Consider the following 24,022-nt stretch of genomic DNA (forward strand, 5'->3'; position numbering starts at 1 on the left):
GGGGGTTTTTCCTTTGCGGAAACGAATTGTAGCTTTCGGGGCAGTCATTGCGCTTAGCGGATTGGTTGCTTGTAATAATCAAGCGCTTGATACCCGCTATACTGACCGTACACGCCCGATCGGGTATTACTCAAATGAAAACGACATGAATGGGTTTCAATACGGTCGTTACGGCACAGAGCGTTTAAATGGAAACGTTCGTCAAGTGCGTGACAATGATGGACCGATTACGGAAATGCTCGATCGTGGCATGGATCGAACGCGAACACCGCAAGTGGATCGAAATTTTAGTCGCACCGATCGCAACTATCATGGACATTTAAATGCGATGGATGAACGCACGCGCCCGTCGTATTACCGTAATTATAACGGAGCGTTAGCTGAAAAAATTGCAAAACGAGCAGCGAACGTAGAAAACGTAAAAGATGCACGTGCCGTCGTCTCAGGTGACCGAGTTGTTGTTGCTGTATCGACGACAGAAAAAAATACAGCGCGCATCGAACGTCTCGTTCGTGAAGCGATCGCTCCATATACTGCGGGCAAAACCGTTCGTGTTGTGGCAAATGAAAGCATGTATAACCGCATTCGTACGCTAGATAATGACATTCGCGATGGTGGTCCGATGGATCAACTAGAGCGCGATATTCGCGATATATTTAACGATATGGGCGATATGATCGAACGGCCATTTATGAATCGCGGCTAAAGAACAGGGGCTCACCCCTGTTCTTTTTCATTTATTTTTGTTATAGTTTTTATGGACATTTTTCACATATGAGAGGGGATCCGAATGGCAGGACATTCTAAGTGGAAAAATATTCAACGGCGCAAAAATGCACAAGATGCGAAACGCGGAAAACTATTTATGAAGTTGGCAAAAGAAATTTATGTAGCGGCAAAGATGGGCGGTGGCGATCCAACAACAAACGCTACGTTGCGCCTTGCGATTGAAAAGGCAAAATCGGCGAACATGCCGAACGAAAATATTGAACGTGCCATTAAAAAAGCAACAGGAAATCAAGAACATACACATTACGAAGAAATTCGTTATGAAGGATATGGACCAGGTGGCGTAGCGGTCATGGTCATTTGCTTAACAGATAATAAAAATCGTACAGCCTCTAACGTTCGTGTCGCATTTTCAAAAAATGGCGGAAACTTAGGGGAAACGGGATGTGTTTCGTATTTATTTGATAGAAAAGGATTAATCGTTATCGCACGTGAAAATTTACATATCGATGAAGATGAGATGCTGTTACAAGCGATTGAAGCAGGGGCAGATGAAATGGAAACAACGGAAGATTCATTTGAAATTTATACATCCCCAGAACAGTTCGAACAAGTAAAAAATACGTTAGCTGCGCAAGGATTTACGTTTGCGACAGCCGAAATAACGATGATTCCGCAAACGTATACGACGTTAACGGGTGACGATTTAACGAAAATGTTAAAGCTCATTGATATGCTTGAAGATGATGATGATGTGCAAGAAATTTACCATAATTTAGATGAATCGATGTTAGAATAACGGTCTTGCGGTAGCAAGACCGTTTAATTTTGGAGAAAATGGTCAACATATGAATGAGGTGAGAACGATGAAGATTGTACTGACACTGTTGCTTAGTTTATTTTTTGCACAGAGCTCATCCTCTGTACAGATGACGGTCATTTTAGAAACGATATATATGGATGGAGAGGTGAGCGAGGAAATACGCGAGGAAACGGTGGCGTCGATGAAAGATATATGGAACGAATATAAAGATTGGTATCTCGTCGACATGGATGATGAACAAATTGTTTTTCAACGATATGTAGACGATTTATCTCCACTAACGAAAGCAGGATATTTTGGTCTTACAAAAGATGGAACGCTATCGATTTTTGAAGGGAAGCCAGGTGAATCATCTCGCGTCATTCAATCGTTTTTTCAAATTGATGTAAAAAAACTAGAAAGTCATGAGCAGGAAAAATTGAAAAAAGGCATTTCTGTTCGTTCAAAAAGGAATTATAAACGGGTCATCGAAGCGTATGAGCCGTTCGGAAAATAAGTCCGCGAATGAGAGCGGGCTTTTTTTATGTCCAACGTTCAAACATATGCGTTTCGGCTCGCGCTTTCCGCTTTTCTTATATTATGCTAAAATGAAGAGCGTGAGAAAAGGAGGACGCGGCGTTGATTGAATTTATTCGTGGATATGTCGATTACGTTTGCCCGGAATATGTTGTCATCGAAAATAACGGAGTAGGCTATCAAATTTTTACTCCCAATCCGTTTTCATTTCAAATGAACAAACAGCAACAAATTGTTGTATATACATATCAGTACGTGCGTGAAGATGTGCTTGCGCTCTACGGTTTTCATACTCGCCAAGAGCGAACGTTATTTGCTAAACTATTGCAAGTATCGGGCATCGGACCAAAGGGGGCGCTTGCCATTTTAGCAGCTGGTCAGCTTGAGCAACTTGTTGAAGCGATTGAAGCAGAAAACGATCAGTTTTTATGTAAGTTTCCAGGTGTCGGGAAGAAGACGGCGCGGCAAATGATTTTAGATTTAAAAGGAAAACTGCAAGCCATTGTACCTGATGCTTTCCCGAATTTATTTACAGAGCCAGTTGAAGAAATAAACGCGCTTTCCGAAGCGCTTGAAGCGTTAAAGGCGCTCGGCTATGCGGAAAAAGAAATTCAAAAAGTGATGCCAATTTTAAAACAAGAGCAGCTATCGACAGAAGGATATATTAAGCTTGCTTTACAAAAACTATTGAAGTAAGGGAGGATGCACGATGGAAGAGCGTCTCATTTCAGGCGCAGCTGACTACGACGATGCATCGCTTGAGTATAGTCTTCGCCCTAAACAGCTGCGAGAATATATCGGACAGCAAAAAGTGAAAGAAAACTTAACGGTTTTTATTGAAGCGGCAAAAATGCGCGGAGAGACGCTTGATCATGTGTTGTTGTATGGGCCGCCGGGACTTGGGAAAACGACGCTTGCTGCCATCATCGCAAACGAAATGGGCGTCCAGTTGCGAACGACGGCAGGTCCAGCGATTGAACGTCCGGGAGATTTAGCTGCGATTTTAACGGCACTTGAGCCGGGGGATGTGCTATTCATTGATGAAATTCATCGTCTGCCGCGCGCGGTAGAAGAAGTGTTATATCCTGCAATGGAAGATTTCTGTTTAGATATTGTCATTGGAAAAGGGCCGGCTGCCCGTTCTGTCCGACTCGATTTGCCGCCTTTTACGCTTGTAGGGGCGACGACAAGATCAGGGGCGCTTTCCGCCCCGCTCCGCGACCGCTTTGGCGTTTTGAGCCGATTAGAGTACTACACGCCAGAAGAGCTTGCCCATATCGTGAAACGAACCGCGCACATTTTTGCGGTAGAAATCGAAGACGAAGCAGCATGGGAAGTGGCGCGCCGCTCGCGTGGAACACCGCGCATTGCGAATCGATTATTGCGCCGCGTGCGCGATTTCGCTCAAGTGCGGGGGGATGGAACGATTACGTTTACATTGGCGAATGAGGCGCTCGAACAATTGCAAGTCGATCGGTTAGGATTAGACCATCTTGACCATAAACTATTAAAAAGCATGATGGAGAAGTTTCGCGGAGGTCCGGTCGGATTAGAAACGATCGCCGCTACAATCGGTGAGGAGGCGCAAACGATCGAAGACGTGTATGAACCGTATTTATTGCAAATTGGCTTTTTGCAGCGAACGCCGCGGGGACGAGTCGTCACACCGCTTGCTTACAACCATTTCGGTTTGGAGGTGCCGCGCTAATGAACTTACCAAAGACGATCATGCTCATCGGTGTCATGTTCATCATCGTTGGTTTTCTCATGCAATTTATTAAACTTGGACGCTTGCCTGGGGACATTGTTATTAAAAAAGAAAACGCGACATTTTATTTTCCAATTATGACGTCCATCATTTTAAGTGTCGTTTTATCGCTTATTTTTTATATCATCGGTCGTTTTCGTTAGTAGAATAAAGAAAGGGACGTGAATATGAAAGTAGATTTATTTGATTTTTATTTACCAGAAGAACTTATTGCGCAAACACCGCTTCCAAATCGTGAAGCGTCGCGCTTAATGGTATTGAATAAACAAACAGGCGAAGTTACACACGAACCGACGTTTCGCTCCATTTTATCGTATTTGCACGAAGGGGATTGTCTCGTTTTAAATGATACGCGTGTTTTGCCGGCGCGCCTGTACGGGGAGAAAGAAGGAACAGGCGCGCACATTGAAGTGCTTTTATTAAAGCAGCTTGACGGTGACCACTGGGAAACGCTCGTTAAGCCGGCGAAGCGCGTGAAAGTAGGAACGGTCATTTCATTTGGCGATGGCCGTTTACGAGCGGAGTGTGTCGCTGAACTGGAGCATGGGGGACGTGTGCTTTCGTTTTCGTATGATGGCATTTTCCTTGAAGTGCTCGAGTCGCTTGGTGAAATGCCGCTTCCTCCGTACATTAAAGCACAGCTTGACGATCGCGACCGATATCAAACGGTGTATGCGCGTGAAGCTGGTTCTGCGGCGGCGCCGACGGCAGGGCTGCACTTTACTGAACAACTTCTTGATGATGTGAAAAAAAAGGGAGTCCATCTTGCCTTTATTACGTTACATGTCGGATTAGGTACATTTCGCCCGGTGAGCGTGGAAAATGTTGAAGAACATGATATGCATGCGGAGTTTTATCAAATGACGGAAGGTACTGCTCAATTGCTAAATGATGTCAAAGCAAAAGGTGGACGCATTATTGCCGTTGGTACGACATCAACGCGCACGCTTGAGACGATTGCTTTTCGCCATCAAGGAACGTTTGTCGCAGAAAGCGGCTGGACGGATATTTTTATTTATCCTGGTTATACGTTTCGTGCTATTGATGGGATGATTACAAATTTCCATTTGCCAAAATCAACGCTCATTATGCTTGTTAGCGCATTAGCTGGAAGGGAAAACGTGCTGCGTGCCTATGAAGAAGCCGTAAAAGCGCGTTATCGCTTTTTCAGCTTTGGCGATGCGATGCTTATTATATAAAACGAGAAAGGGGACTATATGTGACACCAATTCGTTACGAACTCATTAAAACGTGTAAGCAGACGGGCGCACGTCTCGGCATATTGCATACGCCGCACGGATCGTTTGAAACGCCAATGTTTATGCCTGTCGGTACACTTGCGACGGTAAAGACGCTTTCTCCGGAGGAATTAAAAGAAATGGGAGCTGGCGTCATTTTAAGCAATACGTATCATTTATGGCTTCGCCCTGGTCATGATATCGTGAAAGAAGCAGGCGGTCTCCATACTTTTATGAATTGGGATCGCGGAATTTTAACAGACTCCGGCGGATTCCAAGTATTTAGTTTAAGTGAATTTCGTCGCATCGAGGAAGAGGGAGTATATTTCCGCAACCATTTAAATGGCGATAAACTATTTTTATCGCCAGAAAAAGCGATGGAAATTCAAAATGCGCTCGGCTCCGATATTATGATGGCGTTTGATGAATGTCCGCCGTATCCTGCCACGTACGAATATATGAAACGTTCGGTTGAACGGACGAGCCGTTGGGCAGAGCGATGCTTAAAGGCGCATCAACGTCCGAATGAACAAGGACTGTTCGGTATCGTACAAGGCGGGGAGTTTGAAGAGCTTCGCAAACAGAGCGCGCAAGATTTAGTATCGCTCGATTTCCCAGGATATGCGGTCGGCGGATTATCGGTTGGTGAGCCGAAAGATGTGATGAACCGTGTATTAGAATTTACAACGCCGCTATTACCAGCGAATAAACCTCGTTATTTAATGGGTGTTGGCTCACCAGACTCACTCATTGACGGAGCGATTCGCGGCATTGATATGTTTGACTGTGTGTTGCCGACGCGCATCGGTCGCAACGGAACAGTGATGACAAGCGAAGGACGCGTCGTCATTAAAAATGCGAAATATGCGCGCGATTTTACGCCGCTTGATCCGAACTGTGACTGCTATACGTGCCGCAATTACACGCGCGCGTACATTCGTCATTTAATTAAATGCGATGAAACGTTTGGCATTCGACTTACGTCTTACCATAACGTCTACTTTTTGATAAAATTAATGGAGCAAGTTCGACAGGCCATTCGCGAAGATCGCCTTGGCGATTTTCGTGAGCAGTTTTTTGAACAATACGGCTTTAATCAGCCGAATGCAAAAAACTTTTAAAAGGGGGTGAAACATATGGAAACAGTAGTTAGCTTGTTGCCGCTCATTTTGTTTTTCGCGATTTTTTACTTTTTGCTTATCCGCCCACAACAAAAGCGCCAAAAGGCTGTTCAACAAATGCAGGCGAACTTGCAAAAAGGAGACAAAGTGATTACGATTGGCGGGTTGCACGGCATCATCGATTCGCTCGATGAACATACGGTTGTCATTCGTGCCGGTGACGGTTCACGTCTTACATACGATCGTGCGGCCGTTCGTGAAGTTGTCAACGAAAAATAAGACAGGTTGCGGCCTGTCTTATTTTTATGCGCTTCGTGATTTCGATGTCGCTACATTGACGCCAATCATGCCACCAACCATCGCCGTAATAAGAAAACCAGCATGGTATCCCCATTGTTCGAGCGAAAACATTTGATTCATTCCAAGAAATTGGAATAAAAAAATGATCGTTGTAAAGATGATGCTCGTTGCACCGCCAAGCAGCCAGCCGCGAACCTTTCCTTTCCCCCCCGCTATCAATCCACCAAAAAATAACGATAAAAATGCGAGAACGTGCATGACCCATCGTAACGATGTTTCATCATAGCTTGTCAATTTTAACAAAAGAGCAAATATAAAACTACATATAATGGCGCTTATAAAAATTGTTATCACTCCATGCAAAACAGCGCGAACCATGTTCATCCCTCCTGATTACATTTAGTACAAACATATTCCATTGTCCATTTGTTTAGAATAAAAAACGTACGAATAAACGAGGGGGAGTCAAGTTGGAGTATGTAACGATCATTTTACGCACGTTATTATTGTATGGGGTCATTTTATTTATTTTTCGTATGATGGGCAAAAGGGAAATTGGTGAGCTGAGCATTTTGGATTTAGTCGTTTTTATTATGATTGGAGAAATGGCTGTCATTGCGATTGAACAGCCGAAAGATCCGATTTTTCATACGCTTGTTCCGATGATTGTGTTGACCATTTCTCAAATTGTGTTTGCCTTTTTTTCATTGAAAAGTGAAACGTTTCGTCGTCTCGTTGACGGCTCGCCGACGGTCATCATTAGCAACGGAAAAATTGATGAAAAGGCGATGCGAAAGCAAAGATACAATTTCGATGACTTGCTTGTTCAGCTACGAGAAAAAAATGTTAAAAATATTGCTGATGTCGAATTTGCCATTTTAGAGCCGTCCAGTAAACTGTCCGTATTTGAAAAAGAAAAAGGTAAAAAGAAGACACCGTCGTTAACGTTGCCGCTCATTAAAGACGGTGTCATCCAAGAAGAGCATTTGGCACTCATTCATCAAACGCCCGAATGGCTAGTAAAGCAATTAGCGAAGCGTGGATATAGGCGTATCGATCGCATTTCATATTGTACATACGAAGATGGGGCGTTTTATATTGATGAAAAAGACGAATGACTAACGAAATAGTTGACGAAACTCGTTTTTTTCAATGAGATGAAACAATCGCGAAAGAACGAGATATATGCATGTCATCACCACGATGACGACCATCGTTTTGATAAGTAATGAAAAAGGCAAGAGTGGAACGAGCAACTGTCCAATCGCCGCAACAGAAACGATAATGATCATATGAGCGACATACTGCTTCACGTATAAAGAAAGAGAAATGGCTTTAACAATTGTAGCAGCATGTAATAAAGTGACAACCATAATGCCGACCGTAATCGCTAGGGCTGCCCCCATAATGCCGAGCGACGGTTGAGAAGCGAGAAAAAAAATGAGCGCAGTTTTGATCACGGCACCGATTAAGCTATTTGTCATCGCTTCTTTCGCCAAATCGAGCGCCTGCAACACAGCTTGCAATGGCCCTTGCAAATAGTAAAAAATGAAAAACGGTGCCATCACTTTGACAAATACGGCCGCTTCGCTTGTCCCGTACATGAGCTGCATCATTTCTTCAGCCAATACGTATAACACGACGATCGACAATCCCCCCGCCAAAAGCGACCAGCGCACAGCTTGATGCAAACGGTATTCGATGAGACGATGTTGCTTTTGGGCAGCCGCTTCGCTAATGGCTGGAACGAGCGAAGTAGCGAGGGCATACGTAATAAAAGACGGAAGCATTAAAAGAGGCAATGCATAGCCTGTTAGTTCTCCATACTGCTTTGTGGCATGGACGGTTGTCATGCCAGCAAGTGCTAAACTTTGTGCTACGACAATTGGTTCAAAAAACCATGCGATTGACCCGATCATTCGACTTCCAAGTGTCGGTACAGCGATGTTCATGAGTGAAACAAATGTATCTTTCCCTTCTTTGACGTATGCGAAAAAGCGATAGCGAATACGAATGGGCTTTTTTCGCTTAAACATAATGAATAAATACATGAGCGATACGAGTTCGCCAATAACTGCTGACACCATCGCACCAGCTGCTGCATACTCGATGCCGTACGGTAAAAAAGCAGTCGTAAACGTAGCGACTAATGTAATACGCACTGCCTGTTCGAGCAGCTGCGAATACGCAAATGGCTTCATTTGTTGTCTCCCTTGGAAATATCCGCGCAATACGGAAGACAAGGCAACAATCGGCACGACAGGAGCGATGGCGACGAGCGGATAATATACGCGCTCATCTGTAAACAACGTTTCAGAAAGAATAGGGGCAACCGCGAGCAACGTTGGAAAGAAGATTAAACTTAACACCGTTGTCATACATAAAGATACGACTAATATTTTTTTTACTTTTCTTTTGTCGCCTAAAGCTTCTGCTTCCGCAACGAGTTTAGAAATGGCAACAGGCAATCCAAATTGCGTAATCGTAATGGCTAGCACAAGCGTTGGCACGGCCATCATATATAATCCGACGCCTTCTTCACCAATGAGACGAGCTACGACGATGCGATTAATAAACCCGAGTATGCGTGTTAACAATCCTGCGATAATTAAAATGATCGTCCCTTTTAAAAATTTAGACATGCTCCTCCCTCTCTTCTCAAATGAGGTCATCTTTTATACAATGAAATATATGCATATGTTGGCCAAGCATGACAAAATGGGGGAGATGACCGTGAATCGCGAACAATTAATGCCAGCTTTACAGTGTAAAGTAGATGAGTTAAAGTTGCTCGGCTACGAACAAGCAACTATTGAAGATGTATGGAATTGTTTAATGATGAAAAAATGGAAAAAAAACAATGAGGAGAAGCGGTTATTTGAGCTTGTGAACGATGTGTTATCATTACGTGCAACGGATTATATGGCCTATATTATGACAAAAGAACAAAAGCACGACCGTTGGTTTACGGAAGAAGGTCTTTCAGAATTAGAACAGTTGTTTTAATCATTCATTTGGAAATTGACAGAAAGTGTACTGTCATTCATAATTTGTTTTGTTGGTAAAAATTCTGGTATGTCCAGAATCGAGGAGGATTTTTATGGTAAAACGTAGTCGCATCATTGCTTTTTTCCTTCTTGTCGTTTTACTAGGCGGCATGATGGGAACAACCGGGGAGAAAATTGTAAAGGATATTAAGCTCGGCTTGGACTTGCAAGGCGGTTTTGAAATTTTATATGAAGTGAAGCCGATAAAAGAAGGGGAAAAAATTACGAAAGACGTATTGCTCAGCACAGTAAGCGCGTTAAACAAGCGCATTAACGTGCTTGGAGTAAGTGAACCGCGCATTGATGTCGAAGGGAACGATCGTATTCGCGTTCAATTGGCCGGCGTAAAAGATCAAAATAAAGCGCGTGAAATTTTGTCGACAGAGGCAAAATTGACGTTTCGCGACGTACACGACAACGTGTTGATGGACGGGAGCGACCTCGTTGAAGGAGGCGCCAAACAAACGTTTGATGATAAAGGAAAACCGAGCGTCGGAATTAAATTAAAAGATGCAAATAAATTTAAGCAAGTGACAGAAAAAGTATTAAGCATGGCACCAAATAACGTGCTTGTCATTTGGCTAGATTTTGAAGAAGGCGTTGACTCGTACGCGAAAGAAGTAGGAAAAGAGCATCCGAAATTTATTTCAGCTGCACAAGTGAATGAAGTGTTCAATCAGACAGATGTTTCTATCGTTGGAAACTTTACAGTTGAAGAAGCGAAACAATTGGCTGATTTGTTAAATGCAGGCGCACTCCCTGTTGAATTGAAAGAAATTTATTCTACATCTGTAGGTGCACAATTTGGTGAGCAAGCGCTTCAAAAAACGATTTTAGCAGGAATTATTGGCATCGCGCTCGCTTTTTTATTTATGCTCGTTTTTTATCGCTTGCCGGGAATTGTCGCTGTCGTTACGTTAAGTGTTTACATTTACCTCATTTTGCTCATATTCGATTGGATGAACGGCGTGTTGACGCTACCGGGAATTGCAGCGCTTATCCTTGGTGTCGGTATGGCTGTCGATGCAAATATTATTACATATGAGCGAATAAAAGATGAATTAAAGCTCGGAAAGTCGCTTATGTCAGCATATCGCATCGGAAATCGCGGTTCTTTCGGAACGATTTTAGATGCGAACATTACAACGATCATCGCTGGTGTTGTGTTGTTTGCATATGGGACGAGCTCGGTAAAAGGATTTGCGACGATGCTCATTATCAGCGTTTTAGCAAGCTTTATTACGGCGGTATATGGGACGCGTATATTGCTCGGATTGCTTGTGAAAAGCCGCTTGTTTGATAAAAAACCGCACTACTTCGGTGTCAACCCGAAAGATATATTAAATATCGCACAAGTGACAGATGACACCGATGTACCGACAAAGTTTGCACGTCTTGATTTTGTGAAACGAAGCAAACTGTTTTTCGCCATTTCAGGGGCGATGGTCGTTATCGGACTTGTATTGCTTTTTACTGCTAAATTAAATTTAGGGATTGATTTTTCAAGTGGAACGCGCATCGATTTAATGAGCGAGACATCGCTTACAACCGAGGAAGTGAAGCAAGAATTAAACAAATTACGTCTTGAACCGAAAGATATCGTACTGTCAGGAAATAAGAACGAAATGGCTATCGTCCGTTTTCTCGGTGTGCTCGATCAAAATGAAATTTCACAACTGAAATCGCATTTTAAAGAAAAGTATGGTATAGAACCGAACGTTAGCACCGTGTCACCGACAGTCGGGAAGGAATTGGCGCGCAATGCGTTCATTTCCGTTTTAATTGCATCTGTTGGTATTATCATTTACGTAACGGTTCGCTTTGAAATGTATATGGCGCTTGCGGCGATTGTTGCGCTATTACACGATGCGTTTTTCATCATTGCGTTCTTTAGCTTGACGCGGTTAGAGGTCGATTTAACGTTTATTGCAGCTGTGTTAACGATCGTTGGTTACTCTATTAATGACACGATCGTCACGTTCGATCGCATTCGCTATTTAATGAAAAAACGGAAAGTGAAAACGGCCGACGATTTGAAGGACGTTGTCAACAAAGCATTACAACAAACTTTTGGGCGCTCAGTTAATACAGTATTAACGGTCGTATTTACAGTCGTAGCTCTTTTACTATTTGGTAGTGAAGCAATCCGTAACTTCTCGTTTGCACTGCTTGCCGGGCTGGTTTCAGGCACATATTCGTCACTTTTTATCGCCGCACAATTATGGTTCGTTTGGAAGGCGAAACAATTGAAAAAAGGAAAACAAAAACGCGAACAATTAGAAGTAGAACCGGAAGTATAAACGTCGTGGCTCATGCCGCGACGTTTTTTCGTCACTTGAATAGGATACACTAAAAAGCAAAAGGGAAAGGAAGCGAATGAGATGGATGAACAAACGCGTTTTCAACAAGCTCAATTTGCCGCTATGATTGGCGTTATAGGGAACATCGTTTTGGCGGTCATAAAAGGTTGGATCGGGATCATTGCTCATAGTAAAGCGCTTGTTGCTGATGCGGTGCATTCTGCTTCCGATGTAGCAGGATCGTTTGCCGTATGGGTTGGTTTGCGTGCAGCTAAACAACCTCCTGATGAAGATCATCCGTACGGACATGGGAAAGCGGAATCGATTGCTGCCATTATTGTGGCGGTTTTACTTTTTATCGTCGGAATAGAAATAGGGGTTTCATCTTTTTCTTCCCTCTTTCATCCGATTGAGCCACCGAAAATGATAGCTGTCTATGCTGTTGTGTTGTCTATTGTTGTGAAAGAGGCGATGTTTCGCTATAAGTATGTTTTAGGCAAGAAAATTAAAAGCGATGCGATTATCGTGAATGCGTATGAGCATCGTTCGGATGTTTTTTCGTCGCTTGCTGCTCTTATCGGGATTGTCGCTGCCGTCGTCGGACAAAAAGTAGACATCCCTTGGCTCATCTATGCGGACCCTGTTGCCGGGCTATTCGTTTCGCTTCTCGTTTTAAAAATGGCATGGAAGTTAGGGGCAGAATCAATCCATCACGCACTCGATCACGTGTGGAATGAAGAAGAAACGGTTCATTTACGCGAAGCTATTCTTTCTTTCCGAGAAGTGAAGCGCATTGATGCACTCTATGCCCGCCAACACGGGCACTACGTCGTTGTCGATTTAAAGATTGCTGTCGATCCACATGTCACCGTTTTAGAAGGTCACGAAATCGGAAAAAGAGTGAAAGAAAAATTGATGTCGTTTCCACAAGTGCATAATGTGATGGTGCATATTAATCCATACCTCGAACAATAAATTGCTCCTCGGCCCATTGTTTTGTATAATGAGAAGGTTGAGGGGTGAATGATATGTTAGCATCGAAAACCCGCTGGAACGTCCAACAAGTAAACGACGAACAAGTGCAAATGATTGCGAAAGCATTACATATAGCTCCGCCTGTTGCTTCATTACTCGTTAGCCGCGGCTATCATACCGTTGAAGCCGCTCGTTCTTTTTTTGAACGAAAGCAATCATTTCACTCGCCATTTTTGTTAAACGATATGGAAAAAGCGGTTGAGCGAATAGAGAAAGCGATTACAAACGGAGAGCATATTCTCGTTTTTGGCGATTACGACGCCGATGGAGTAAGCAGTACGGTCGTGATGGTGAGCGCGTTACGACAAAAAGGCGCTAACGTTTCTTTTTATATTCCAAATCGCTTTTCAGAAGGATATGGGCCGAATGAACAAGCGTTTCGCTTGGCGAAAGAACGAAGTGTTTCGCTCATTATTACGGTTGATACGGGCATTTCCGCTTTACATGAGGCAAACGTAGCAAAAGAGCTCGGCATCGATTTAATTATTACAGACCATCACGAGCCCGGTCCGGTGTTGCCTGAAGCGTATGCGACGATTCATCCAAAAATAAGTCCAAATTACCCGTTTAAACATTTAGCCGGTGTAGGAGTTGCGTTCAAGCTTGCCCACGCGCTCATCGGGCGCGTGCCATATGAGTGGCTTGACATTGTTGCGATCGGGACGATTGCTGATCTCGTCCCACTCCAAGATGAAAATCATTTGCTCGCTCGTTTAGGTATCGAACAATTTAGGCAAACGAACCGTCTCGGTTTACAAGCGCTTTGCAAACAATGCGGCGTATCTCATACGGCGGTGACAGAAGATACGATCGCGTTTATGATTGGCCCGCGCATCAATGCAGCTGGCCGCCTCGATTGCGCCGATCCAGCTGTTCAGTTATTGTTGACGACAGATGAGCACGAGGCGCATATGTTAGCAGAACAAATCGATGCGATGAATCGCGAACGACAACAGCTCGTCAATGACATCACAGAGGAAGCTATCCAACTCGTTGAGCAACATTATGCCGACGATCGCGTGCTAGTTGTAGCGAACGAAGGATGGAACGTAGGTGTCATCGGCATTGTAGCTTCTCGTTTAGTTGAACGTTTTTATCGGCCGACGATCGTTTTAAGTGTTGATCGAGAAAAAGGCATTGCAAAAGGATCAGCGCGAAGCATTGAAGGGTTTGACTTATTCGCCAATTTGTCGGAATGCCGGGACATTTTACTGCATTTTGGCGGCCATCCGATGGCGGCGGGGATGACGCTTTCTTTACATGATGTAGATGAATTACGTCACCGTCTAAATGAGGCAGCGAAGCAACAGCTAACGGATGAACATTTCATACCTGTTACGCATGTTGATTTATGCTGTTCGATTTCGGACGTCTCACTCGAATTAATTGAACAAATGAATCGGCTTGCCCCGTTTGGAATGGGGAATCCGAAACCACGCGTGCTTTTAGAAAATGTACAGCTTGATACGTTGCGAAAAATTGGAACGGATCAAAATCATTTAAAATTACTGTTAGCTGAAAATGGAAAAACGTTAGAAGCGATCGGATTTGGCTTTGGACAAGTTGGCGACGAAATTGCGCCCAACGTTCGTCTTTCGATTGTTGGGGAGTTGGCGATTAACGAATGGAATAACTTTCGTAAACCACAGTTAATGATTCAAGATGTAGCCGTAAACGAATGGCAATTGTTTGATATGCGCCATATTCGCCAGCCGAATAAGCTCATTGCATCGCTTCCAAAAGAAAAACGGCTATTAATTGCTTTTCATCGCGATACGGTCGATGCGTTGCAGTTATCTCCATATGCGGATGAAATTGTACATGTCCAAAATGAAAATGAGGCGGCGATTCATGTCGGTGGAAAGTACGTGATCCTTCTCGATTTGCCTCCGTCACAGCAAATCGTTAAAGTTTTGTTAAGTTGTAGTTTACCTGAGCGCATTTATGCGTTATTCTATCAAAGGGAGAGTCACTTTTTTAGCGTACTGCCAACGCGTGAACATTTTAAGTGGCTATATTCTTTTTTGCATAAGCGTAGCCCGTTTGATATGCGGCGTTACGCTGAGGAGTTAGCTCGCTCGCGCGGATGGACGAAAGAAACGATGTTGTTTATGGTTCAAGTGTTTGTGGAACTCGGCTTTGTTACAGTCGAAAACGGAATTGTTTCTTTAGTCCGTCATGTGCAAAAGCGCGATTTAACGGAATCGCCGTCTTATCGGTTAAAACAAGCACAAGCAGAGCTTGAGCACATGTTTTTATACTCATCTTATTCCCAACTGAAACGTTGGTTTGATTCATTGTATGAGGAGGAAAATGTCAATGGATTTAAAACAATACGTCACGATTGTTCCTGATTTCCCAAAACCGGGTATTCAATTTAAAGATATTACGACTATTATGGACAAAGGTGAAGTATATAAATACGCGACAGATCAAATTGTCAATTATGCGCGCGAGAAGAAAATAGATGTCGTCGTTGGACCAGAAGCGCGCGGATTTATTATCGGTTGCCCAGTCGCTTATGCGCTTGGTGTCGGATTTGTTCCTGTCCGCAAAGAAGGAAAATTACCTCGCGAAGTGATTCGAGTAGAATACGGTTTAGAATACGGCAAGGACGTATTAACGATGCATAAAGATGCGATTAAGCCAGGTCAGCGCGTCCTTATTACAGACGATTTGTTAGCAACTGGCGGAACAATTGAGGCGACGATTAAGCTCGTCGAACAGCTCGGTGGGGTTGTCGCAGGCATTGCGTTTTTAATTGAATTAACGTATTTAGAAGGTCGCGAAAAGTTGAAAGGATACGATATTTTAACGTTAATGCAATTTTAAGGAAGGAGGGGCAAAACGCTCCTCTTTTTCGCATCATTGTTCTTTACATTTGAGAAAATTTTCATGATAATATTGTCAATACGTTTAAAACAAAGGTGATTGCATGGCAAATGAACAAGTATTAACGGCAGAACAAGTAATTGAAAAGGCGAGCCGTTATTTGTCGAAAGACGACGTACAGTTTATTGAACGGGCATATGAGTTTGCAAAAGAAGCGCATCGCGAGCAATATCGGAAGTCTGGGGAACCATACATCATTCATCCGATTCAAGTGGCTGGCATTTTAGTCGATTTAGAAATGGATCCTGCGACAATTGCGGCTGGATTTTTACATGATGTCGTTGAAGATACACATGTGACGAAAGAAGATTTAGAAAGAGAATTTGGAAAAGAAGTAGCGATGCTCGTTGATGGTGTAACGAAGCTCGGAAAAATTAAATATAAATCGCATGAAGAACAACAAGCAGAAAATCATCGCAAAATGTTTTTAGCGATGGCGCAAGATATACGGGTGATTTTAATCAAATTGGCGGACCGTTTGCACAACATGCGGACGTTAAAACATTTGCCGCTTGAAAAACAACGGCGCATCGCGAACGAGACGCTTGAAATTTTTGCACCGCTTGCGCATCGTCTAGGAATTTCAAAAATTAAATGGGAGCTAGAAGATACGGCGCTCCGTTATTTAAATCCACAACAATATTATCGCATTGTCAACTTAATGAAAAAGAAGCGCGCCGAACGTGAACAATATTTGGAAGAAGTCATTCAAGACATGCGTGCACGGTTACAGGAAGTCGGGATTCAGGCCGAAATTTCTGGACGCCCAAAACATATTTATAGCATTTATCGGAAAATGGTGTTGCAAAATAAACAATTTAACGAAATTTACGATTTGCTCGCTGTGCGCATTATCGTTGAAAGTATTAAAGACTGTTATGCGGTACTCGGGATCATCCACACATGTTGGAAGCCGATGCCGGGACGTTTCAAAGACTATATTGCCATGCCGAAGCCGAACATGTATCAATCGCTCCATACGACGGTTGTCGGTCCGAAAGGCGAGCCGCTTGAAGTGCAAATTCGGACGTTTGATATGCATCATATCGCAGAGTTTGGAATTGCTGCCCATTGGGCGTATAAAGAAGGAAAGACGATTCGACCGAATACGTTTGAAGAAAAACTAGCATGGTTTCGCGAAATTGTCGAGTGGCAAAGTGAAACGAACAACGCGGAAGAATTTGTAGAAACGTTAAAGATGGACTTATTTTCTGACATGGTGTTCGTTTTTACACCGAAAGGCGATGTCATTGAGCTTCCTGCTGGTTCGGTGCCGATTGATTTTGCGTATCGCATTCACTCAGAAATCGGAAATAAAACAATTGGAGCAAAAGTGAACGGAAAAATGGTTCCGCTCGATCATCCGCTTCAAACGGGAGACATCGTTGAGATTTTGACGTCCAATCATTCATATGGCCCAAGTCAAGATTGGTTAAAAATCGCCCAAACATCACATGCGAAAAATAAAATTCGCCAATTTTTCAAAAAGCAGCGCCGTGAAGAAAACGTTGAAAAAGGAAAAGAGCTTGTCGAAAAAGAAATTCGCAACATGGGTTTTGATGTCAAAGAAGTGCTTACCGCGGAAAATATAAGACGCGTTGCGGAAAAATTTAATTTTGCGAATGAAGAAGATATGTATGCGGCCGTTGGCTACAACGGTATTACAGCTGCTCAAGTGGCACATCGCTTAACAGAAAAGTGGCGAAAACAACGCGACTTAGAAGAACAAGCGAAACGTTTGTCCGACATGTTACAAGAGGCAAAAACGGTGACCCCGATGAAAAAGCGAGATTTTGGTGTATGCGTCGAAGGGGTCGACAATTTGCTTATTCGTCTGTCGCGCTGCTGTAATCCAGTGCCGGGGGATGAAATTATCGGCTTTATTACGAAAGGGCGAGGCGTTTCTGTCCATCGTGCAGATTGCCCGAACGTGCTTGTTGAAGAAGCAAAAGAGCGACTTATTCCTGTGCAATGGGAGAGTGGGGCAAACTGTCAACGGGAATATACAGTCGACATCGAAATTACTGGATATGATCGACGTGGCTTGCTTAACGAAGTGTTGCAAGCTGTTAATGAAACGAAAACGAACATTTCCGCTGTATCAGGAAGAACGGATCATCGCAATAAAATGGCGACGATTCATATGACCATTTTTATTCATAATGTAAGTCATTTACAAAAAGTAGTTGAGCGAATTAAGCAAATTCCAGATGTTTATTCGGTACGACGGATCATGAACTAGAAAGGGTTGTCGCAATGAGAGTTGTCGTTCAGCGGGCGAAAGATGCGAAAGTTACTGTCGGTGGTGAAGTCGTAGGAGCGATCGATTTCGGCCTTGTATTGTTAGTCGGTATTACGCATGATGATACGGTTGAAGACGCAGCATTTGTCGCCGACAAAATTGCCCACTTACGCATATTTGAAGATGAACATGGAAAAATGAACGTGTCGCTTTTAGATGTTGGCGGATCGATTTTATCAATTTCCCAATTCACGTTGTATGGGGACTGCCGTAAAGGGAGAAGACCGAACTTTATGGATGCCGCAAAACCGGAGCATGCGAAACAAATATATGAAGCATTGAACGAACAATTACGCCAAAAAGGAATTCGGGTGGAAACGGGCATATTCGGAGCGATGATGGATGTACAACTGACAAACGTTGGCCCGGTGACGCTTATTGTTGAAAGCAAATAGAAACCGAGCTCTCCTGTGGGACGAGCTCGGTTTTTTTATCCTCGCGCTAAATGTTTCTTTAGTTTTTGGATATCGCGAAGAGAAAGTCCGAATTCGGAGGCGAGTTCAAACGATGTCAAGTCGTTTTCTTTTTGAATAAATGAATGAAAGTCGACGTGCATAAGCGGTGATTGCGTATGAATAAATTCCCCTTTTTCGCTATGACGCATAACGAATCTCCTTTCGTGTCACATGTCGTTCGTATTATTCCCAATTTTTCTACCTTTTCATTCAAAGAAGGATTTTTTTTCTTTATGAAGAAATAAAGTAGCGACTATCGACAACGTAGGGGGATGTACAGCATGAAAAAAACGTTCGTGGCTTCATTGTTCATTTGTTGTTGTTTCTTGATGATCGTTCAAACAGCATCAGCAGCAATGAACGTGCGCATCGTTGTTGACCGATTAAACGTACGAACAGGTCCGGGATTGACATTTCCGGTGCAAGGAAAAGTAGCGAAAGGAAAGCAATATGCTGTCGTTCAAAAGCGAGGGGAATGGCTGCAAATTCGGCTCGCTTCGAATCGGACAGGTTGGGTGTACGGCAAATACGTGCAAATGCAAAACGAACAGATGGAAAAGAAAAAACAAACACAACAACTTGTTGTATGCCAAGCAGACGGATTACGACTTCGTAAAGGACCAGGAACGATGTATGCGATCATCGGGTATGTCAATCGTAACGAAAAAGGAACGGCAACGATGATACAAGGGGATTGGATGTATGTGCGTTGGGATGGAAAAGAAGGTTGGGTGCATCGATCATACATAACAAATGTTGAAAAAGACACAGAACAAAATACATACGTCCAAATGTTATATGACAATACAAATATTCGTTCTGCTGCTTCAACACAGTCCTCTATCATTACTAAAGCAAAACGTGGCGACCAGTTTGCAGTCATTCGAAAAGAAGGACGATGGTACGTCATACAAGTAGATGCACAAACGATCGGTTATGTCGCAGAATGGATCGTTCAAGTAACAAAGAAACCTGCGCCTTCTCAAAAAACGATTGTAGGGAAAACGATTGTCATTGACGCAGGACATGGTGGAAAAGATTATGGGGCGACTGGAGTCAACGGAACAATCGAAAAAATGTTAACATTACAAACTGCGCTATTGCTTAGCGAAAAGCTAAAACAGCGAGGGGTAAACGTCATTTTAACGCGTGCCAACGATCGCTTTTTATCGTTAAGTGAAAGAGTTCAAGTTGCGGCGAGAAATAAAGCGGATGCGTTCGTTAGCATTCATTACGACAGCGCATTAAACCGGACGGCAAACGGATTAACGATATACTACTATAAACAAATGGACCGATCGCTCGCAGATGCGCTTTTTGAACCGCTCAGTCGATTAACAGGCATTCAACAGCGTGGCGTTCGCGTAGGTAACTACCATGTTTTACGGGAAAATAGCCGCCCTTCTGTACTGCTTGAGCTTGGCTATTTAAGCCATCCGAATGAGGAATTGTTCGTCGCGTCATCGACATATCAACAAGCAGCAACCGAAGCGATCTGTAATGGCTTGCTTCGCTATTTTGAAAAATGAAGGTCGTCTTGACAAATGGTTTGTTCATACGTAATATAAAAAGAAAATTCAACATCTCGCCGATGATGGAGAAAAGTAGTTAAGAGTACACATGGACAGAGAGGAAATGCCATAGGCTGGAAGCATTTCTCCATGATGACTTAACGAACGAACACTCCGTAGGTTTCTCTTTGAACGCGTCAGTTAGTAGGAGAGAACGCTTTCCGGGCGTTATCGGATGAAAGTGGAAGCATGCGCTTCAACTAGGGTGGCACCACGGGAACTCGTCTCTCGTCCCTAATTTATTAGGGGTGGGAGATTTTTATTTGCATAAAAACTGAAGGAGGGAAACATATGTCGTTTCAAATTCCGCGCGGAACGCAAGATATATTGCCAGCTCAAGCAGCAAAATGGCAATATATTGAACACATTGCGCGCGAACTTTGCCGTCGCTATAACTATCAAGAAATTCGCACACCGATTTTCGAGCATACAGAACTATTTTTGCGCGGTGTTGGCGATACAACCGATATCGTTCAAAAAGAAATGTACACGTTTGAAGACCGCGGCGGTCGGAGTTTAACGCTTCGCCCAGAAGGAACGGCAGCAGTCGTTCGTTCATTTGTAGAAAATAAAATGTACGGGTATCCGAATCAGCCAGTCAAACTGTACTATATGGGGCCGATGTTTCGTTATGAGCGTCCGCAAGCTGGTCGTTTCCGCCAGTTCGTGCAATTTGGTGTTGAAGCGCTCGGAAGCAACGATCCTGCGATTGATGCGGAAGTGATTGCTTTAGCGATCGATATATATCGTTCGCTCGGATTGAAAAAGTTAAAGCTCGTTATCAACAGCTTAGGTGACGTTGAAAGTAGAAAAGCGCATCGCCAAGCGCTCATCGATCATTTCCAACCTCGCATTCATGAGTTTTGTGATGATTGCCAAGCGCGGTTACATAAAAATCCAATGCGTATTTTAGATTGTAAAAAAGACCGTGAACATGAATTGATGTGCACCGCCCCATCGATTTTAGATTACTTAAATGAACAATCGTACACGTATTTTAATAAAGTGCAAATGTATTTACGAAAGCTTGGCATCGCATTTGAAGTCGATTCACGGCTTGTGCGCGGTTTAGACTATTACAATCATACCGCATTTGAAATTATGAGCGAGGCAGAAGGATTTGGCGCCATTACGACGCTATGCGGCGGTGGGCGTTATAACGGTCTCGTTCAAGAAATTGGCGGACCTGAAACGCCAGGGATCGGATTCGCTTTAAGCATTGAGCGCTTGCTTGCTGCATTAGAGGCCGAGGGCATTTCGTTACCGATTTCAGAAGGAATTGACTGTTATGTTGTAGCTTTAGGTGAACAAGCGAAAGAAGAAGCGGTTGCGCTCGTTGCTGCGCTACGTAAAGAAGGCATTTCGGCAGAAAAAGATTATCAAGATCGAAAAGTGAAAGCACAGCTTAAAGCTGCCGACCGTTTACATGCGACGTATGTTGCAATTTTAGGTGAAGATGAATTGCGAAAAGGTGTCATTAACGTAAAACATATGGCAACGGGAGAACAGCAGGAAGTATCGCTTGATACATTTATTTCTCATATGAAAAACGCATTGCAATAGGAGGGGAAAATATGTTTGGAAGGACGCATTATTGTGGAGAAGTGACGGATAAAGCAATCGGTCAAACGGTCCGTTTAAAAGGATGGGTACAAAATCGCCGCGATTTAGGTGGGTTAATTTTTATTGATTTGCGCGATCGGACGGGCATCGTGCAAATTGTATTTAGTCCGGATGTATCAAAAGAAGCATTACAAGTAGCAGAAAAAATTCGTAGCGAATATGTACTAGACGTAGAAGGAACGGTCGTACGTCGCGAAGAAGGACAAGTAAATCACAATTTACCGACAGGGACGGTTGAGGTGCATGCAACGCACGTCACAATTTTAAGTAAAGCAAAAACGCCGCCATTTCCGATTTCAGATAAAACAGATGTATCCGAAGACGTTCGCTTAAAATATCGCTACTTAGATTTGCGTCGCCCGGTGATGTTCCAGACGTTTCAAATGCGCCATCAAGTAACGAAAGCGATTCGCGACTTTTTAGACGAAGAAGGTTTTTTAGAAGTAGAAACGCCAATTTTAACGAAAAGTACGCCAGAAGGGGCGCGCGATTACTTAGTGCCGAGCCGTGTACATCCAGGCGAGTTTTATGCGTTGCCACAATCGCCGCAAATTTTTAAACAATTATTAATGGTCGCTGGCTTTGAACGATATTATCAAATCGCTCGTTGTTTCCGCGATGAAGATTTACGTGCTGATCGTCAACCAGAATTTACACAAGTCGATATTGAAACATCGTTTATGAGTCAAGACGATATTTTAGCAATGATCGAGCGAATGATGGCGCGCGTCATGAAAGTCGCAAAAGGAGTCGACATCTCTATTCCGTTCCCGCGCATGTCATACGATGAAGCGATTGCGCGTTACGGTTCGGACAAGCCAGATACGCGTTTTGGACTTGAGCTTGTTGATTTATCCGAGCAAGTGAAAGATTGCGGGTTTAAAGTGTTTGCAAGCGCGGTGCAAAACGGCGGACAAGTGAAGGCGATCAATGTGAAAGGTGCAGCGGATAAATATTCGCGTAAAGATATTGATGCGCTAACGGAATATGTCGCTCGTTATGGAGCAAAAGGATTAGCTTGGTTGAAAGTTGAAGCAGACGGCTTAAAAGGACCAATTGCTAAGTTTTTCAATGAAGATGAACAAAAACAAATGATGCAAACACTTGAAGCAGAAACGGGTGACTTATTGTTATTTGTCGCTGATAAAAAATCGGTTGTTGCCGATGCGCTTGGTGCATTGCGTTCAAAGTTAGGAAAAGATTTACAGTTGATTGACGAATCAGCGTTTCATTTCTTATGGATTACAGATTGGCCACTATTTGAATACGACGAAGAAGAAGGTCGTTATTATGCAGCGCATCATCCGTTTACGATGCCTGTTCGTGAAGATGTGCCAAAATTTGAAACAGACCCAGCGAGCGTTCGAGCGCAAGCATACGATCTTGTGTTAAATGGATACGAATTAGGAGGAGGATCCCTCCGCATTTTCGAACGCGATATACAAGAAAAAATGTTTACAGCACTTGGTTTTACAGAACAACAAGCGCGCGAACAGTTCGGTTTCTTGCTTGAGGCGTTTGAATACGGCACTCCTCCGCATGGCGGCATCGCGCTCGGCTTAGACCGGCTTGTCATGTTGCTTGCGGGGCGTTCGAATTTACGTGATACAATCGCCTTCCCGAAAACAGCAAGCGCGAGCTGTTTGTTAACGGAAGCGCCAAGCGCAGTAAGTGAAGCACAACTAGACGAGCTGCGTTTGCGTGTGAAAGACGTTCAAAAAGCAGACTAAATTTGTGACGTTGCAAAACGATCGAAAGTGTGTTAACATACAAATAACACGAAGTCCTGATGTGTTTGTCGTATCACCTATTGTTTTGACCGAACAATGTGTGATACGGGAGCTCGGGTTTTCAGGTGGCGTACATGCCTCATTTACATACCGAGGACGTACAAAAGCTTGAAACAGGGCACCCACCTGTGAGAGAGCGGGTTCAAAACAAAGGCCATCAGCGACGGCACGATTGGGACTACAGAAACAAAAACGAATAAAGCCTTGACGTAAAGAACATGCTTTACGTCAAGGCTTTTTTTGTGTCACAATGCATGTATATCCGATTGAAGCGTTTGTGTCCGCACTCTCGTGACTTTAGTCATGAGTAAGGACGTTAACATATGTTATTTATAATGTGGCTATAAAACCAGATAAAATCTTGATTTTCACTCATACACATGTTACCCTACAATTAGGTGATAATATATGGCAAAAATACACTACGGACGAGGTTATGTCTATTCTATTCAATATCATATCGTATGGTGTGTGAAATATAGACGCAAAATATTAACTGACAAAATAGAACA

Annotated in this window: 24 protein-coding genes, 1 other RNA gene and 1 other annotated feature; of the genes, 22 read left to right on the forward strand and 3 right to left on the reverse strand. The window is 43.4% G+C overall.

Annotation, left to right across the window (positions count from 1 at the left end; genetic code table 11):
• Positions 1–13: 13 nt before the first annotated feature.
• From BM213_RS06595 to yajC, 9 genes are all read left to right on the forward strand, one after another.
• Positions 14–706, forward strand: coding sequence for a YhcN/YlaJ family sporulation lipoprotein (locus tag BM213_RS06595; RefSeq protein ID WP_088223703.1), 693 nt, complete (start codon positions 14–16; stop codon positions 704–706).
• Positions 707–790: 84 nt separating this feature from the next.
• On the forward strand, positions 791–1,528 hold the full coding sequence (locus BM213_RS06600; RefSeq protein WP_004889261.1) for a YebC/PmpR family DNA-binding transcriptional regulator: 738 nt from the start codon (positions 791–793) through the stop codon (positions 1,526–1,528).
• 67 nt (positions 1,529–1,595) lie between these two features.
• Complete coding sequence (locus tag BM213_RS06605) at positions 1,596–2,048, forward strand: intercompartmental signaling factor BofC (RefSeq protein ID WP_244149206.1); 453 nt, start codon at positions 1,596–1,598, stop codon at positions 2,046–2,048.
• A gap of 122 nt (positions 2,049–2,170) precedes the next feature.
• Positions 2,171–2,764: a Holliday junction branch migration protein RuvA gene (ruvA, locus tag BM213_RS06610; RefSeq protein WP_004889264.1), complete on the forward strand. Its 594-nt coding sequence runs from the start codon at positions 2,171–2,173 to the stop codon at positions 2,762–2,764.
• 13 nt (positions 2,765–2,777) lie between these two features.
• Positions 2,778–3,776 (forward strand): Holliday junction branch migration DNA helicase RuvB, encoded by a 999-nt coding sequence (gene ruvB / locus BM213_RS06615; RefSeq protein ID WP_091702222.1) that lies wholly within the window; start codon positions 2,778–2,780, stop codon positions 3,774–3,776.
• A complete protein-coding gene (locus BM213_RS06620; protein WP_091702224.1) occupies positions 3,776–3,979 on the forward strand; it encodes a DUF2905 domain-containing protein in 204 nt (67 codons plus the stop codon). The genes ruvB and BM213_RS06620 overlap by 1 nt, the downstream gene beginning before the upstream one ends.
• Before the next feature lie 24 nt (positions 3,980–4,003).
• The gene (gene queA / locus BM213_RS06625) at positions 4,004–5,035 is read left to right on the forward strand and encodes a tRNA preQ1(34) S-adenosylmethionine ribosyltransferase-isomerase QueA (protein ID WP_091702227.1); all 1,032 of its coding nucleotides are present in this window, start codon (positions 4,004–4,006) and stop codon (positions 5,033–5,035) included.
• 20 nt (positions 5,036–5,055) lie between these two features.
• A complete protein-coding gene (gene tgt / locus BM213_RS06630; protein WP_091702230.1) occupies positions 5,056–6,195 on the forward strand; it encodes a tRNA guanosine(34) transglycosylase Tgt in 1,140 nt (379 codons plus the stop codon).
• Positions 6,196–6,210: 15 nt separating this feature from the next.
• The gene (gene yajC / locus BM213_RS06635; RefSeq protein WP_091702233.1) at positions 6,211–6,474 is read left to right on the forward strand and encodes a preprotein translocase subunit YajC; all 264 of its coding nucleotides are present in this window, start codon (positions 6,211–6,213) and stop codon (positions 6,472–6,474) included.
• A 24-nt stretch (positions 6,475–6,498) separates the two neighbouring features.
• Here yajC and BM213_RS06640 read toward each other — a convergent pair whose 3' ends face one another.
• Positions 6,499–6,873, reverse strand: a complete 375-nt coding sequence (locus BM213_RS06640) for a TIGR04086 family membrane protein (protein ID WP_091702236.1) — start codon at positions 6,871–6,873, stop codon at positions 6,499–6,501.
• A 92-nt stretch (positions 6,874–6,965) separates the two neighbouring features.
• Here BM213_RS06640 and BM213_RS06645 point away from each other — a divergent pair, with 92 nt between their 5' ends.
• Positions 6,966–7,613: a DUF421 domain-containing protein gene (locus tag BM213_RS06645; protein ID WP_091702238.1), complete on the forward strand. Its 648-nt coding sequence runs from the start codon at positions 6,966–6,968 to the stop codon at positions 7,611–7,613.
• Here BM213_RS06645 and spoVB read toward each other — a convergent pair whose 3' ends face one another.
• The gene (gene spoVB, locus BM213_RS06650) at positions 7,614–9,137 is read right to left on the reverse strand and encodes a stage V sporulation protein B (RefSeq protein WP_091702241.1); all 1,524 of its coding nucleotides are present in this window, start codon (positions 9,135–9,137) and stop codon (positions 7,614–7,616) included.
• An 85-nt stretch (positions 9,138–9,222) separates the two neighbouring features.
• Between spoVB and BM213_RS06655 the strand changes: the two genes are divergently transcribed.
• The 7 genes from BM213_RS06655 to dtd all read left to right on the forward strand — a co-directional run bounded on the left by BM213_RS06655 (position 9,223) and on the right by dtd (position 18,466).
• The gene (locus BM213_RS06655; RefSeq protein ID WP_241762312.1) at positions 9,223–9,501 is read left to right on the forward strand and encodes a post-transcriptional regulator; all 279 of its coding nucleotides are present in this window, start codon (positions 9,223–9,225) and stop codon (positions 9,499–9,501) included.
• A gap of 94 nt (positions 9,502–9,595) precedes the next feature.
• The gene (gene secDF, locus BM213_RS06660) at positions 9,596–11,842 is read left to right on the forward strand and encodes a protein translocase subunit SecDF (protein WP_091702244.1); all 2,247 of its coding nucleotides are present in this window, start codon (positions 9,596–9,598) and stop codon (positions 11,840–11,842) included.
• A gap of 81 nt (positions 11,843–11,923) precedes the next feature.
• Positions 11,924–12,817, forward strand: a complete 894-nt coding sequence (locus BM213_RS06665) for a cation diffusion facilitator family transporter (RefSeq protein WP_091702247.1) — start codon at positions 11,924–11,926, stop codon at positions 12,815–12,817.
• A gap of 53 nt (positions 12,818–12,870) precedes the next feature.
• Positions 12,871–15,231, forward strand: a complete 2,361-nt coding sequence (gene recJ, locus BM213_RS06670) for a single-stranded-DNA-specific exonuclease RecJ (RefSeq protein ID WP_091702250.1) — start codon at positions 12,871–12,873, stop codon at positions 15,229–15,231.
• Complete coding sequence (locus BM213_RS06675) at positions 15,197–15,709, forward strand: adenine phosphoribosyltransferase (RefSeq protein WP_003396235.1); 513 nt, start codon at positions 15,197–15,199, stop codon at positions 15,707–15,709. The genes recJ and BM213_RS06675 overlap by 35 nt, the downstream gene beginning before the upstream one ends.
• 103 nt (positions 15,710–15,812) lie before the next feature.
• Positions 15,813–18,011 (forward strand): RelA/SpoT family protein, encoded by a 2,199-nt coding sequence (locus BM213_RS06680; protein WP_091702253.1) that lies wholly within the window; start codon positions 15,813–15,815, stop codon positions 18,009–18,011.
• A gap of 14 nt (positions 18,012–18,025) precedes the next feature.
• Positions 18,026–18,466, forward strand: coding sequence for a D-aminoacyl-tRNA deacylase (gene dtd, locus BM213_RS06685; RefSeq protein ID WP_091702256.1), 441 nt, complete (start codon positions 18,026–18,028; stop codon positions 18,464–18,466).
• A 35-nt stretch (positions 18,467–18,501) separates the two neighbouring features.
• Here the strand turns inward: dtd and BM213_RS14655 are convergent, their stop codons facing one another.
• Positions 18,502–18,675 (reverse strand): hypothetical protein, encoded by a 174-nt coding sequence (locus BM213_RS14655; RefSeq protein WP_167357381.1) that lies wholly within the window; start codon positions 18,673–18,675, stop codon positions 18,502–18,504.
• A 132-nt stretch (positions 18,676–18,807) separates the two neighbouring features.
• Here BM213_RS14655 and BM213_RS06690 point away from each other — a divergent pair, with 132 nt between their 5' ends.
• The 5 genes from BM213_RS06690 to BM213_RS06710 form a co-directional block, all read left to right on the forward strand.
• On the forward strand, positions 18,808–20,055 hold the full coding sequence (locus BM213_RS06690) for an N-acetylmuramoyl-L-alanine amidase family protein (RefSeq protein ID WP_091702259.1): 1,248 nt from the start codon (positions 18,808–18,810) through the stop codon (positions 20,053–20,055).
• A gap of 53 nt (positions 20,056–20,108) precedes the next feature.
• Positions 20,109–20,336: a binding site (T-box leader), on the forward strand.
• 52 nt (positions 20,337–20,388) lie between these two features.
• The gene (hisS, locus tag BM213_RS06695; protein ID WP_091702262.1) at positions 20,389–21,660 is read left to right on the forward strand and encodes a histidine--tRNA ligase; all 1,272 of its coding nucleotides are present in this window, start codon (positions 20,389–20,391) and stop codon (positions 21,658–21,660) included.
• Positions 21,661–21,671: 11 nt separating this feature from the next.
• Positions 21,672–23,450: an aspartate--tRNA ligase gene (aspS, locus tag BM213_RS06700; RefSeq protein ID WP_091702265.1), complete on the forward strand. Its 1,779-nt coding sequence runs from the start codon at positions 21,672–21,674 to the stop codon at positions 23,448–23,450.
• A gap of 50 nt (positions 23,451–23,500) precedes the next feature.
• Positions 23,501–23,693: non-coding RNA, 6S RNA (ssrS, locus tag BM213_RS06705), on the forward strand.
• 225 nt (positions 23,694–23,918) lie between these two features.
• The coding region (locus tag BM213_RS06710; protein WP_208601876.1) for a transposase at positions 23,919–24,022 on the forward strand (104 nt) is incomplete at its 3' end.

Origin of the sequence: Anoxybacillus pushchinoensis, assembly GCF_900111795.1 — a bacterium.
Taxonomy (GTDB): Bacteria; Bacillota; Bacilli; order Bacillales; family Anoxybacillaceae; genus Anoxybacillus; species Anoxybacillus pushchinoensis.